We start from the raw sequence: 13,111 nt of genomic DNA, 5'->3' as shown, positions 1-13,111 counted from the left end.
TTACCACTTCATCGTCGTCGCGTCGGTGACGTCGACGCCGCCGAAGTTACGGTACAACACCATGATGATACCGAGTCCGATCGCGACCTCTGCGGCCGCGAGCGCCATCGTGAACAGCGCGAACGTCTGGCCGGTGACGTTCCCCCAGACGTAGGAGAACGCGACGAGGTTGATGTTGGCAGCGTTCAGCATCAGCTCGACCGACATCAGGAACAGCAGCGCGTTCCGCCGCGTCAGGATGCCGAACAGGCCGATGCAGAAGATGGCCGCCGAGAGCACCAGGTAGTACTCCGGTGGAACCATCAGTTCTCACCCTCCGTCTCGTCGTCTCCGGACCCGGTGAGCGTCTGCTTCAGTCGCCGCCCGCCGTCCGAGACCAGCCCGCCTTCGGTGCTGCCTGGTTCGCTGGATTCCCGCCGCGCCAGCAGAACCGCACCGTCGAGTGCCACGTCCAGCGCCACCGCGATGACGATGAAGGCGACGAGGAAGCTCTCCGAGGCCACGTCGCCGAAGTCGAGGTTGAACATCGCGTAGCCGATGCTGGCAGTGATGTTCGCGTCGGCGCCGAACCCCGTCGGGTCCGGAAGCGACGCGCTGAGGAACGCCGCCACCATCACCACGAACAGCGCGACGGCCGCGAGTCCCGGTACGAGATGCGAACCGAGATTCAGCTCCGGTTTGGTTGTCATGTGCTACTCCCCTCCGGTCGTACGTGCGTCAGCATCACGGCGAACGTGACGAGAATCAACACCCCGCCCACGTAGACGAGGATCTGCATCGCGGCGAGAAACTCCGCTTGCAGCATCACGTAGTGCACCGCGACGCTCAAGAGCGCGCCCCCGAGCAGGAGTGCGGAATGCCAGATGTCCCGCACGAGGACGACGCCCAGGCTGCAGCCCACGGTCACGAGGGCGAACAGCGCGAACGCGATGGTTTCATAAACCATTGTGTGTGTCTCCTTGAGGTATCCCTTTGAACATTTCGAGAACGTCCGGCGGCCGAGTCGTCTCGACCCCGCCGCGGACGACCGAGCGGTTCGTCCACTCCCGTGCGTCACCTCACTGGTAGTCGACTTCGCCGTCTCCCTCGCCGATCCACGCGTCGCGGTCGGGTTCTCGGGAGTTCAGCGGGTCGATGTCCTTGTACCACGGGACGTTCTTCAACTGCTCTTTGTTGTAGACGAACTCGTCTTTCGTGTCGGCGGTGAACTCGAAGTTCTGCGTCAGCAGAATCGCGTCCACCGGACAGACCTCCTCGCACAGGCGGCAGTAGATGCACTGTCCGATGTGGAGGTTGTACTGCTCGCCGTTGCGCTGGTCGTCCTGCACGATCTGAATCGTGTCGTTCGGGCAGACGTTCTCGCACTGGCGGCACCAGATGCAGCGTTCCTGACTGAACTTGTGGACCCCGCGGAACCGGGGACTCACTTCGGGCGCGACGTCCGGATACTCCACCGTGAACGTCTCGCCGTCCAGCGCGTGCTTCATCGTCGTCGCCATGGATTTGAGCAGTCCGATCATGCTATCACTCCCACGATGATGGCCGTGAGCACCAGGTTAGCGAACGAGAGGACGAGCATCCCCTTCCAGCCGACGTCGAGGAACTGGTCCACTCGGAGCCGCGGAATCGCAGAGCGCATCCACTGCGTGAAGAAGTAGAACGCCCATATCTTCGCGAGGAACCAGACGAATCCCGGCAGAATCGGCCCGGCGGGACCGCCGAGGAACAGCGTCGCCGCGATGGCGCCGCCGAAGAAGATGTGGACGAACTCGCCGAGGTAGATGAGGACGAAGTACACCGAGGAGTACTCCGTCTGGTATCCGGCGACGATTTCGGTCGGCGCCTCGGGGATGTCGAACGGGTTCCGGCCGACTTCGGCGAGGTTCGCCAGAACGAACAGCGCGAACGCGAACGGGTTGACGAACGCGAACCACTGCGGAATCGTCACGCCCGCGACGCTGAGAAGCGGCTCAGCCTGCGCGGCGACGATTTCGCTCATCTGGAGCGAACCGGTGAAGATGACCACCGACGCGCCCGTGATGACGAGCGGAATCTCGTAGGCGAGGTTCGCCGCGATGGCGCGGAGGCCGCCGAGCAGCGAGTACTTGTTGTTCGACCCGTACCCCATCATCACCAGTCCGAGCGAGGCGATGGAGGACGCGGCGAACGCGAACGCGAGCCCCGTCTCGGGGTCGGCGAGGTGGATGCCGTTCCCCATGGGGATGACGGCGAAGCCCAGCAGCGCCGAGAACGGGATGAGAAGCGGTCCGAGGTCGTACGCCGGTCGGTCGACCTGGTCGGGGATGACGAGTTCCTTCGAGAGCAGGCGAACGGCGTCCACCACGATGGTGAGCAGGCCGAACGGACCGACGCGGTTGACCGAGATGCGGTCCGTGAACGCGGCGGTTATCTTCCGCTTGGCCCACGGGCCGGCGACGGCCGTCTGCAGCAGCAGGATGTTGGCGATGAGAAAGGCGCCGAGCAGACCGCCGACTATCTGACCCACCGTTCCGGAGAGGCCGAGCAGGTTGGCGATCGTCTCCGGCAGCAGCGTCGGGCCGCCTCCGCCGGACTGTAACGGCAGCGGCACCATCACCGGTCCACCTCGCCGAGGATGATGTCGAGGCTCCCGAGGGAGGCGATGAGGTCCGGGATGTACTCACCGTTGGACATCTCGCCGAGCGTCTGGAGGTTCGAGAAGCACGGACTGCGAATCTTGAACCGGCCGGGCTTGTCGGTGCCGTCGGCGCGGATGTAGATTCCCAGTTCGCCCTTCGCGCCCTCGACGGCGCGGTAGATTTCGGTGTCGTCCTCGGGACGCAGGGTCCGCGGGACGTTCGACTGGATGGTGCGCTCGTCCTCGGGCCAGTCCTCCAGCAGGTCCACGCACTGCTGGATGATCTTCGCGGACTCCTCGACCTCGCGCATGCGAACGAGGAGGCGGCTGAAGTTGTCACAGCCGTCCTCGGTGACGACGTCCCAGTCGAGTTCGTCGTAGTAGCCGTAGGAGTCGTCGCGGCGCAGGTCGTAGTCGATGCCCGACCCGCGCGCCACGGGGCCGGTCGCACCGTACGACTTGGCGACCTCCGGCGGCAGGACGCCCGTGTCGATGGTCCGGACCTGCAGAATCTCGTTCGAGGTGATCATGTCGTGGTACTCCTCGAGCGCCTCCGGCAGGTCGTCGAGGAAGTCGCGGATCTTCTCGAAGAACTCCTCGCGCGGTTCGGGCAGGTCCCAGACGACGCCGCCGAGGCGGAAGTAGTTGAACATCATGCGCTGGCCCGTGAGGTCCTCCAGGATGTTCTGGATGATCTCCCGGTCGCGCATGGCGTACATGAAGATGGCCGTGAAGTCGCCGTAGATGTCGAGCGCGAACGTCCCGAGCGCCAGCATGTGCGAGGCGATGCGGCACAGTTCCGCGCCCATCGTCCGGATGATCTGCGCGTACTCGGGGACGTCGATGTCGTTGAGGTCCTCGGCCGCGCGGGCGTACGCCCACTCGTTGAGGAGACCGGAGGAGCCGTAGTCCCAGCGGTCGGGGTACGGCATGATCTGGTGGCGGTACGTCTTCGTCTGGCACATCTGCTCCTCGCAGCGGTGGAGGTAGCCGATGTCCGGGTCCACGTCGGCGACCTGTTCGCCGTCGAGGACCGTCCGCACGTGGAGGACGCCGTGCGTCGCGGGGTGGTGCGGCCCGATGTTGAGGTACATCGTGTCGCCCTCCTCGCTCCGCTTGTCGCCCTCGAGCGGGTTCGCCCACTCTTTGAGCGTGACTATCTGCGGCCGGTCCTGATCGTAGTTCATCGACAGCGGGTGCCCTTGCCACGTGTCCGGCAGGAGGATGCGGCGCGGGTCCGGGTGGCCCTCGTACTGGATGCCGATCAGGTCGTACGCCTCGCGTTCGTGCCAGTCCGCGGTGTCGAACACGGGGGCGGCCGACTGACTGACCGGGGCGTCCTTCGCCGCCGGGACGACGACGCTGACCTCGCGCGTCCGGTCGTCGTAGCTCGTGAGGTGGTAGATGGTCTCGTACCGGTCCTCGCGTTCCTCGGCGGTGACGTTCGACAGGTGGTCGAACCCGGCCTCGTCGCGCAGGCGGAACAGCGTCTCCTGAACGTCGTCGGGTCGGATGACGAACCCGGGTGCGTTCATGTGCTGTTCGCGCCCGATGACGAGGTCACCGAGCAGGTCGGCTATCTCTTCGGCCGTCGTCGGTTTGGTCACCGGGACGTCGGTGCGTTCGTCCTGGTCGCGTCGTTCCTCTAAGCTCATGGCGAATCAGCCCAGTTGTACCGCATGACCAGGTCGTCCTCGTCGATCTGGTCCGCGAGGTGGTCGATGAGTTCGTCCTGTTCGAGGTCCCCGAACTGCTCCAGTTCGTACGGCTTGACCGTCACCGGACTCGACTCGCCCTGCGCGATGCGCTGTTGCAGTTTGGCGACGCCGTAGACGAGTGCCTCGGGGCGCGGGGGACAGCCCGGGACGTGGATGTCCACCGGGATGACCTCCTCGGCGCCCTTGATGACGTTGTACCCCTCCTGGAACGGGCCGCCCGAGATGGTGCACGAACCCATGCCGATGACGAACTTCGGCTCGGGCATCTGGTCGTACACGCGCTTCATGCGCGGCGCGAACTTCGAGACGATGGTCCCCGGCACGATGATGACGTCCGCCTGTCGCGGCGACGCGCGCGGGACCCCGGCGTGGAACCGGTCGAGGTCGTGTTTCACCGAGTAGGTGTGCATCATCTCGATGCTGCAGCACGCGATACCGAACTGCAGCATGAACATCGAGGACCCGCGGACCCAGTTCATGAAGTTGTCGAACTTCGTGAGGATGAACGGCGAGGAGCCGAACGCCTCGCGAAGCTTGGAGTTGAACCGGTTGTCCGTCCCCGACCCCGTCATCCGGGCGTCGCGGGTCTTGGTCTGTACCTGTGTGTCGTCCGTGACAAATGGTTGGTTCTGTTCGCTACTCATGCGTCTTGTCTCTCTGTCTTCCGACGCTTCGCCAGCGGGCTTTTGACCCACTCGACGGCGCCGTTGCGCCACGCCCAGGCGAGGCCGACGACCAGCACGCCGATGAAAACGAGCATCGGCAGCAGGACCTCCGTCAGACTCGCACCCTGGCTCAGCGCGGACCGGTAGATGACGGTCCACGGGAAGATGAGCACGGTTTCGATGTCGAACACGACGAACAGCAGCGCGACCATGTAGTACTGGATATTGAACTGGACGCGCGCCGAACCCGTCGGTATCTCACCGCTCTCGTACGTGGCACTTTTTCCCTGTTCCGGCACGCTTGGCCGTAGAATCGCCGAGACAGCCATCATCCCGAGCGGGATGCCGACTGCGACGACGGCCAACGCACCGATTGCGATCCATTCGCTCATTCCGTAGTCTCCTGACGTTCCCCGGTTAGAAGCGGCCCCCTATAAGCGTTGATTTGTGTGCGTCCGGCGGTTATACCGGGTAACTATCCGGAAATCACCGAAGACCGTAAAATTCTCCTGCGAGCGACTTTCAACCGCCGCGAGTGTTACTCCTCGCGGGACGCGACGTACCCCGCGACGCCCATGTCGTGCAGGTCACGCGAGTCGCGCGCGACGCCGCCCGTCAGCGACTCGTGGTACGCCACGAGTCGGTCCTCCAGCACCTCGTGTTCGCGCGCGAGCATCTGCACCGCCGAGAGGGCGGCGTTGAACGACTTGCCCGCGTCCACGGCGACGATGGGCGCGCCCGTCGGCATACCGATGACCGAGTCGACGGACTTCTCCTGCACCGGGACGCCGACCACCGGGAGCGGGTACGCGATGGAGGCGGTCATGTTCGGCAGGTCGGCGGACTTGCCGCCCGCCCCGGCGATTATCACGTCGAGGCCTCGCTCCGCCGCCGTCTCGCCGTAGGCGTACATCAGGTCGGGCGTCCGGTGCGCGGAGACGACGTACGTCTCGTAGGTGAAGCGCGCGTCGGGGGCGTCGTGGAAGTCGGTCTGCTCGGCGAAGCCGAGTTCGTCGAGGGCCTCGTGCGCGCCGCGCATCACGTCGAGGTCCGAGTCCGACCCCATGATGACGCCCACGTCCGGCGTCGTCTCGGGGTCTGCGTCGGCGTCGGCCTCGGCGCGGAGTCGGTCGATGAGCGATTCGACGGTCACGTCGTCTGTGTCGTCTGTCATGATAGCTCCGAGCGTCGTCGTCAGTCGAACGTCAGTCCGTCGCGCAGGTCCCGCGCCCGCGCCAGCAGTCCGTCTACGTCGGCCTCGTCGTCGGCCGCCCCGTCCGCGCCCGTCAGCGTCAGGTGGCCCATCTTCCGCAGGGGGCGCACGTCGTCCTTGCCGTACCAGTGCAGCGACGCCTCCTCGGCGGCGAGGACGGACTCGACGTTGCCCAGCGTCGCCGGGCGCGTCTCCTCGACGGTTCCGAGGACGTTCGCCATCGCGGTCGGCGCCCGGCGCGCGGTGGACCCGAGGGGCCACCCGAGGACCGCGCGGACGTGCTGTTCGAACTGCGAGGTGCGCGCCCCCTCGATGGTCCAGTGACCCGAGTTGTGCGGGCGCGGCGCTATCTCGTTCACCGAGACGTCGCCGTCGGGCGTCTCGAACAGTTCGACGCCGAACACCCCGCGGCCGTCCAGCACCGAGAGCACGTCGCGGGCCACCTCGTCGGCGCGCGCGCGGACCGCGTCCGTCGTCCGGGCGGGGACGACCGTCTCGCGCAGAATCTCCGCCTCGTGGACGTTCTCGCCCACCGGAAACGTCCGCACTTCCCCGTCGCCCTGCACCGCGATGACCGACAGTTCGCGCGCGAAGTCGACGAACGCCTCGGCCATCGCCGGGCCGCCGACGGCGTCGAGGGCCTCTTCGACCTCGCTCTCGTCGCGGACGGGGACGTTGCCGCGGCCGTCGTAGCCGCCGGTTCGCGCCTTCAGCATCACCGCGCCGAACTCGTCGAGGGCGTCGCGCAGGTCGTCCGCGTCGTCCACGCGGCGGAACGGCGGGACGGGGACGCCGGCGTCGGCGAGCGCTTCCTTCTGGACGAGTTTGTCCTCGATGAGCGAGAGCGTCTCGGGCGCGGGGTTGACCGTGAGACCGTACTCGTCGGCCACCTCGTCCAGCAGGTCGGAGTCGGCGAGTTCTATCTCGAACGTGAGCGCGTCCGTCCGCGCGGCGAGTTCGCGGAACGCCTCGGGGTCGTCGAAGTCGCCGACGACGTGGTCGCGCGCGACGGGCGCGGCGGGGCAGTCCGGGGTGGGGTCGAGGACGACCACCTCGACGCCGAGGGGCGCGGCCGCCTCGGCGAGCATCCGCCCGAGTTGGCCGCCGCCCACGACGCCGAGCGTGGGACCGGGTACGGTGACTGTCACGGTCGGCGGTTGTGGAGATTACTGCATAAACGTTACCGAACAGACCCGGAGAATGCGCACGTCCGTGTATCGTTCGAGGGGTCGGTGAGGGAACGATGCGTCCACGGCGGGTGGCGGCGAGGCGACGGCTACGGTTCGACGCCCGCCCGTTCGAGGGCGTCCCGGTCGATGAAGACCACGACGTGTTCGCTGCGGAGGCGCCAGTCGTGTTCGTAGGCGACGTAGCCGTCGAGGTGCGCCTCCGCCTCCTCGCGGCTGAACTCGCGGACGATGACCACCGGCGGCGCGTCCGCGAGGGCCTCTTCGGCGGGCGCGTCCGGGGACGTGCTCGCCACCTCGGCGTCGTACTTCGCGAGGTACCACGGGAGGGGCAAGCGGTCGTGCCAGTGGGTTCCGCCCGGCGGCGGCGGCCGCAACAGTTCGGACTCGTTCTCGACGTAGAACAGTTCCCTGTCGGGGTTGCCGGGGTCCGGTCTGCTGAAGAACAGCACGTCCGTCCCCTCGTGGCTCTCGGCCACGGCCCCGACTTTCCCCATCGTCGGCTTCAGGTCGTTGCCGGGCTGGGCCCACTGGAGAATCTGCCTGTCGTCGTTCGACGTGGAGTTGAAGTACTCGACGTTCGCGAACGCGACGCCGCCGACGGACGCGATGACGATGACGGCGACGAGGCCGACGCTGACGGCGTCGTCGGAGGCGAGTGCGCTCCGGGCGGCCTGCACGACGAACGCGACGCCGACGGCGGCGGGGATGGCGAGGGGGACCACGACGTGGACGGCGGCCCACGGCGCCTCGATGTCGGTGGCGATGGGGTAGCCCGCCAGCGAGGCCAGTCCCCAGTAGGTGGCGAACGCGACGAGTTCGCGGTACGTCCCGCCCGTGGAGAACCCGTAGCGGTCCACGACGACGCCGACGAGCGTGAAGCCGAGGACGGCGGGCGCGCCGTACACCAGCGTCTCCAGCAGGTCGTGGAGGTACGGGAGGTAGGCGTGGTCCTGGTGGCCGCCGCCGGCCCACGTGTCGAGGAACTTCTCCACCGAGCCGACGGACCCGGCTTCGACGACGCCCGGGAGGCGACTCGGGTCGCCGAGCGCCTGCCAGAGGTCCGGCCGCGGCGCGTAGAAGAAGACGAAGACGGCCCAGAACAGGACGAACGCGCCGACGAGAGTGCCGCCGACGCGCAGCCACCCCGACCGGTCGGCGGTGTCGTGGTTCCGCACGCGCCGGCGGACGGCGGCGGGCCAGCGACCGAACACCACGTCGCGGGCGGGCGTGCCGCGGGCCGTCGCCTTCAGGAGGCGGTGGTCGGCCAAGAGCGCGCCCGCGCCGAGGAAGCAGAGGACGTAGACGAGGGCGTTCTCCTTCGTCGTGAACGCGAGCCCCAGTGAGAACGCCGCCGGGAAGGCGTAGCGGAGGCGTCCGGTGTCGAACCCGCGGACGACGAAGCCGAGCGCGAACAGCGCGAACGCCGCCACGAGCACGTCGTTGCGCATGAACCGCGAGTAGTAGACGAGGAGCGGGTTCAGGGCGAGGACGCCGGCGAACGCGAGGACTTCGACGTTCGAGAGGCGTTCGCGGAACAGCCACGCGCCGAGGGGGAGGAGCCCGCCGACGAGGGCGACGGGGAACCGCGCGAGGAAGTCCGACGCCGGCGCGAGCGCGAACAGCCAGTCGTTGACGACGGGGAGGAACGGCCCGTGGACGATGGGGCGGTAGACGTGGTAGCCCGAGTCGTGGTAGCGGAGTATCCAGTAGCCGACGCGGCCTTCGTCCCAGTGGAAGATGCGGCCGCCGAGCGCGACCAGTCGCATCCCGACGGCGAGGGCGGAGATGGCGAGTACGCCGAGCAGGGCACGCCGGTAGGCGACGGTGGTTCGCGTGGAGGTGGGCGTCGTCGCGTCCGTCTCCGAACGGGTCGCGACTGACCCGTCCGTCGCCGCGGACGCTGAGGACGGCCCGGAGGCGGCGTCGTCCGAACTCATGTGACACCCAACCGCCCCCGTGGTTAGAACGGTTACGGTCTCTCATACGGTCGCTTTACTTACTCGTCCGGTCCCACTCTCCTCCTCTCGGACGCGCTCCATCGCTGCGGTTCGACGCGCTCCGTCGCCGGGGCCCGACGCGCTCCGTCCTCGCAACTCGACGCGTCCCGTTCGCCCGGCCGCGCGGCCGTACCTGCGCGCTTCGGTAGTTCTTTTATCGGAGCGAGGCACCGGGACGGTATGGTCACTCTCGGACTGGTGGTCGCCGAGTTCAACTCGTCGGTCACCGACAGGATGGAGGAGGCCGCGCGCGAGGCGGCCGCCGAACGCGACGCCGACGTGGTGGAGGTCCTCCGCGTCCCGGGCGTCTACGACTCGCCGCTGGCCGCGGACCGGCTCGCTCGCCGCGCGGACGTGGAAGCCGTCGCCGTCGTCGGCGCAATCGTCACCGGCGACACCGCGCACGACCGGGTCATCGGCGACGCCACGGCGCAGTCGCTCACCGACGTGAGCCTCGAACGCGACGTTCCGGTCACGTTCGGCGTCTCCGGCCCCGGGCAGAGCGGTGCCGAGGCGAGAGAGCGCGTCGGGAAAGGTGCGGAAGCGGTAAACGCGGCGGTCGACATGGTAGAGGTGTTGGCATGAGCTTCGACTTTGCAGCCCGCGTCGAGCGGGTCGAACCCAGCGCGACACTCGCCATCAGCAACAAGGCGAGCGAGCTGGAGGCACAGGGCGTAGACGTGGTGGACCTCTCGGTCGGCGAACCCGACTTCCCGACGCCGGAGAACGTCGTGGAGGCCGGGAAGGACGCGATGGACGCCGGCCACACCGGCTACACCTCGTCGAACGGCATCCGCGAACTCCGCGAGGCCATCGCCGAGAAACTGCGCGGCGACGGCATCGACGCCGAAGCCGACGAGGTCATCGTCACGCCGGGCGGCAAGCAGGCGCTGTTCGAGACGTTCCAGTCGCTCATCGACGACGGCGACGAAGTCGTCCTCCTCGACCCCGCGTGGGTGTCCTACGAAGCGATGACGAAGCTCTCGGACGGGTCGCTGAACCGCGTGGACCTCGCGCCGTACGACTTCCAACTCGAACCCGCGCTCGACGACCTGTCAGAGGCCGTCTCCGACGACACCGAACTGCTGGTCGTCAACTCGCCGTCGAACCCGACGGGCGCCGTCTACTCCGACGCCGCCCTCGAGGGCGTCCGTGACCTCGCCGTCGAACACGACGTGACGGTCATCTCCGACGAGATATACCAGCAGATAACGTACGGCGTCGAGCCGACGAGTCTGGCGTCGCTCGACGGGATGGCCGACCGGACGGTCACCGTCAACGGCTTCTCGAAGGCGTACTCGATGACCGGCTGGCGCCTCGGCTACTTCCACGCGCCCGAGGAACTCGTCTCGCAGGCGGCGAAACTCCACTCGCACTCGGTCTCCTGCGCGGTCAACTTCGTCCAGCGCGCGGGTATCGAGGCCATGACGAACACCGACGAGGCCGTCACCGAGATGCGCGACGCGTTCCGCGAACGCCGCGACATGCTGACCGACCTGTTCGCCGAACACGGCGTGGACGTCCCCGTCGGCGACGGGGCGTTCTACATGATGCTCCCCGTGGACGAGGACGACACGACGTGGTGCGAGGGCGCAATCGAGGACGCCCACGTCGCCACCGTCCCCGGGTCGGCGTTCGGGTCGCCCGGCTACGCCCGCATCTCCTACGCCGCGAGCGAGGAACGCCTGCGCGAGGCCGTCGAGCGACTCGCCGAACACGACTACATCTGACGCCGAACCGACGGGTTTCGGCCCGATCTCTCGGTTCTCACGCCGAGACGGCGGATTCTGGGTCTGCGGGCGACTCCCCGTCAGCGTCCCGCGATTCGAGTATCGCCGTCAGGTCAGCCAGTTCTCTCTGCAACCGTCGCGCCGCCAGTCGACGCAGTACCGGACCGAAGAGCGTGAACGCCGCCGCGGTGAACCGGCCGTCCGCGCCGGACTCGACGGCGTGCGTCAGTCTCGTCTCCCGGCCGTCCCCCGCGAGTCGTATCTCGCTCTCGAACGGGAAGGGGCCCGAGAGCGAACGCATCGCGAGGCGCGTCGGGCGCTCGCACGCGGTAATCTCCACCCGGACCGGTGCCGTCCGGCCGTTGTACGCGTAGTCGTACTCGTACACGTCGCCGACGTCAGTGCCGGCTCTGGCGTCGCTACCGGACACCGGCTGCACGTTCGAGACGCCGTCGACCCACTCGGCCATCGCTTCGACGTCCGAGACGTACGCGAACGCCTCGTCGACGCCGCACGCGACGCTCGCCGACGCCGTCGCTCTGATACTCGATGCCATACCGTTCAGACGCGCGCTCAGATATTAGCTGTCGCTCTCGCCGGCGTCGCAACAGGGCGCGCCGAGCTACCCCGTCCACACCGCGAGTCCGTCGTCCGTCCCGACGACGAGGTGGACGTCGCCGCCGGCGCCGTCCGCGTCTCCTCCGTCGTCATCGCCAGCGTCGTCTCCGCCACTCACGCCGACTGCCGCGAGGTTCGTCGTCCGCGCCGCCAGCGGCGACACCGCCCCGACGGACTCGACGCCGTCGCGGGTCCGCCGGAGGACGGTCAGGTCGCCGCCGAACCCCGCCGGGACGAGCAGACACCACCGGTCGTCGCCCGCGAGACGGCCGGCGACGGCGCCGCCGAGGTTCCGACTGCCGAAGGCGTGCGTGCCGTACCCGCCGGCCGACTCGGCGACCAGTTCGAGGCCGTCGTCCGCGGAGTCGGGGCGGTAGAACTCGGCGACGCCGCCGACGTGCGGCGTCTTCACGGCGGCGATTTCGAGTTCGCCGTTCGGCCCGAACGGTGCGACGGCGAGGGGGTGCCGCCAGCGGAAGCCGTCGCCGACGGCGGGGCCGACGCGGTGGTCGCCCGAGGCGTCGAGGGCGACGATTCGCGCGCCGTCCGCGGCGTCCGCCGCCGTCGTCACGAACTCCGCCTCGCCGTCGCCGTCCACGTCCGCGGCTATCGGGCCGGTGCCTTCGAGGACGGCGTCCGCACCGGGCGGCGTCAGTCGCGCGACTTCCTCGCCCGCCGCGGAGACGAGTGCGACCGACTCCGCCTCGACGTCGTCGCCGAGTGCGCCGTGCGGGTAGTCGGTGGTACGTCCGGCGAGAACCGCGACGCGCCCGTCGGCGGCGACGGGTCGAGCGTCGGGGAGGGCGTCCACGTCCGCGAGTCGCCTGTCGTCGCCGCGGCGGACGCTCACTCGGCCGTCCCCGAGGACGGTGGCGACGGCGTCGCCGACGCGGACCGGGTGCGAGTGGTCCGTCGTCCACGGGTCCGTGCGGAGTTCGACGCCCGACGCGTCCCCGGAGACGACGGGGAGCGTCCCGTACTGCAGGCGCGAGGGCGACGCCGGCACGCGTTCGACGCCGTCGTCTGTGACGCGAAATCCGAGGACGCTCTCGTCGTCGAGGACGACGGCCCACAGCGACGCGTTTCCGTCGGGGACGCCCGCCACCCACCGCGGCGTGCCGCCGAGGTAGGCGACCGTTCGGCGGGCCGCCCGGAGGGCCGTCGTCCCGGCGACGACGGGGTTCGCGGAGGCGTGTAGGTGGACGTGGCCGTCGCCGGCGGGGACGGCGAACGAACCGCGCGCGTCGGCGACGGGCGGAGAAGGACCGTCGAGACAGCCCGCGAGCGAGAGCGTCGCGGCTCCCGCGGCCGCGGTCAGGAACCGGCGTCGAGAGACCATCGCCGTGGGCGAAACCATTGCCGG

Annotated in this window: 15 protein-coding genes; 2 read left to right on the top strand and 13 right to left on the bottom strand. The window is 68.4% G+C overall.

All coding sequences use genetic code 11. The annotated features are described in order from the left end of the window. The 11 genes from nuoK to BM310_RS06995 all read right to left on the bottom strand — a co-directional run bounded on the left by nuoK (window position 1) and on the right by BM310_RS06995 (window position 9,340). Window positions 1–303, bottom strand: a complete 303-nt coding sequence (gene nuoK, locus BM310_RS07045) for an NADH-quinone oxidoreductase subunit NuoK (protein ID WP_089805940.1) — start codon at window positions 301–303, stop codon at window positions 1–3. Then, window positions 303–689, bottom strand: a complete 387-nt coding sequence (locus BM310_RS07040) for an NADH-quinone oxidoreductase subunit J family protein (RefSeq protein ID WP_089805938.1) — start codon at window positions 687–689, stop codon at window positions 303–305. Before BM310_RS07040 ends, nuoK begins: the two co-directional genes overlap by 1 nt. Then, window positions 686–946, bottom strand: coding sequence for an NADH-quinone oxidoreductase subunit J (locus BM310_RS07035; protein WP_089805936.1), 261 nt, complete (start codon window positions 944–946; stop codon window positions 686–688). Before BM310_RS07035 ends, BM310_RS07040 begins: the two co-directional genes overlap by 4 nt. Window positions 947–1,058: 112 nt before the next feature. Next, on the bottom strand, window positions 1,059–1,520 hold the full coding sequence (locus BM310_RS07030; RefSeq protein WP_008389750.1) for a NuoI/complex I 23 kDa subunit family protein: 462 nt from the start codon (window positions 1,518–1,520) through the stop codon (window positions 1,059–1,061). Then, window positions 1,517–2,593, bottom strand: a complete 1,077-nt coding sequence (locus tag BM310_RS07025; protein ID WP_089805934.1) for a complex I subunit 1/NuoH family protein — start codon at window positions 2,591–2,593, stop codon at window positions 1,517–1,519. Before BM310_RS07025 ends, BM310_RS07030 begins: the two co-directional genes overlap by 4 nt. Then, a complete protein-coding gene (locus BM310_RS07020; RefSeq protein WP_089805933.1) occupies window positions 2,593–4,272 on the bottom strand; it encodes an NADH-quinone oxidoreductase subunit D in 1,680 nt (559 codons plus the stop codon). Before BM310_RS07020 ends, BM310_RS07025 begins: the two co-directional genes overlap by 1 nt. Next, window positions 4,269–4,979, bottom strand: coding sequence for an NADH-quinone oxidoreductase subunit B (locus BM310_RS07015; RefSeq protein WP_089805931.1), 711 nt, complete (start codon window positions 4,977–4,979; stop codon window positions 4,269–4,271). The genes BM310_RS07020 and BM310_RS07015 overlap by 4 nt, the downstream gene beginning before the upstream one ends. Then, window positions 4,976–5,392, bottom strand: coding sequence for an NADH-quinone oxidoreductase subunit A (locus BM310_RS07010; protein ID WP_089805929.1), 417 nt, complete (start codon window positions 5,390–5,392; stop codon window positions 4,976–4,978). The genes BM310_RS07015 and BM310_RS07010 overlap by 4 nt, the downstream gene beginning before the upstream one ends. 146 nt (window positions 5,393–5,538) lie before the next feature. Continuing rightward, window positions 5,539–6,174: a 5-(carboxyamino)imidazole ribonucleotide mutase gene (gene purE, locus BM310_RS07005; protein WP_089805928.1), complete on the bottom strand. Its 636-nt coding sequence runs from the start codon at window positions 6,172–6,174 to the stop codon at window positions 5,539–5,541. 20 nt (window positions 6,175–6,194) lie between these two features. Further along, window positions 6,195–7,361 carry a 5-(carboxyamino)imidazole ribonucleotide synthase gene (locus tag BM310_RS07000; protein WP_089805926.1) on the bottom strand — a complete coding sequence of 389 codons (1,167 nt, stop codon included), beginning with the start codon at window positions 7,359–7,361 and terminating at the stop codon, window positions 6,195–6,197. A 128-nt stretch (window positions 7,362–7,489) separates the two neighbouring features. Further along, window positions 7,490–9,340 carry a flippase activity-associated protein Agl23 gene (locus tag BM310_RS06995; protein ID WP_089805924.1) on the bottom strand — a complete coding sequence of 617 codons (1,851 nt, stop codon included), beginning with the start codon at window positions 9,338–9,340 and terminating at the stop codon, window positions 7,490–7,492. A gap of 240 nt (window positions 9,341–9,580) precedes the next feature. Here BM310_RS06995 and ribH point away from each other — a divergent pair, with 240 nt between their 5' ends. Together ribH and BM310_RS06985 are read left to right on the top strand one after the other, a co-directional pair. Next, on the top strand, window positions 9,581–9,985 hold the full coding sequence (gene ribH / locus BM310_RS06990; RefSeq protein WP_089805922.1) for a 6,7-dimethyl-8-ribityllumazine synthase: 405 nt from the start codon (window positions 9,581–9,583) through the stop codon (window positions 9,983–9,985). After that, entirely contained in the window at window positions 9,982–11,130 is a 1,149-nt protein-coding gene (locus BM310_RS06985) for a pyridoxal phosphate-dependent aminotransferase (RefSeq protein ID WP_089805920.1), read from the top strand. The genes ribH and BM310_RS06985 overlap by 4 nt, the downstream gene beginning before the upstream one ends. 37 nt (window positions 11,131–11,167) lie before the next feature. Here BM310_RS06985 and BM310_RS06980 read toward each other — a convergent pair whose 3' ends face one another. Beyond that, window positions 11,168–11,686 carry an SRPBCC family protein gene (locus BM310_RS06980; RefSeq protein WP_089805918.1) on the bottom strand — a complete coding sequence of 173 codons (519 nt, stop codon included), beginning with the start codon at window positions 11,684–11,686 and terminating at the stop codon, window positions 11,168–11,170. Window positions 11,687–11,752: 66 nt separating this feature from the next. Further along, the gene (locus BM310_RS06975; RefSeq protein ID WP_143105123.1) at window positions 11,753–13,105 is read right to left on the bottom strand and encodes a hypothetical protein; all 1,353 of its coding nucleotides are present in this window, start codon (window positions 13,103–13,105) and stop codon (window positions 11,753–11,755) included. Between the last annotated feature and the right edge of the window lie 6 nt (window positions 13,106–13,111).

This window comes from Halogeometricum rufum, assembly GCF_900112175.1.
Lineage (GTDB): Archaea > Halobacteriota > Halobacteria > Halobacteriales > Haloferacaceae > Halogeometricum > Halogeometricum rufum.
Note: the sequence above shows the minus strand (reverse complement) of the source record. Positions and strands in the feature narration are given on the sequence as shown.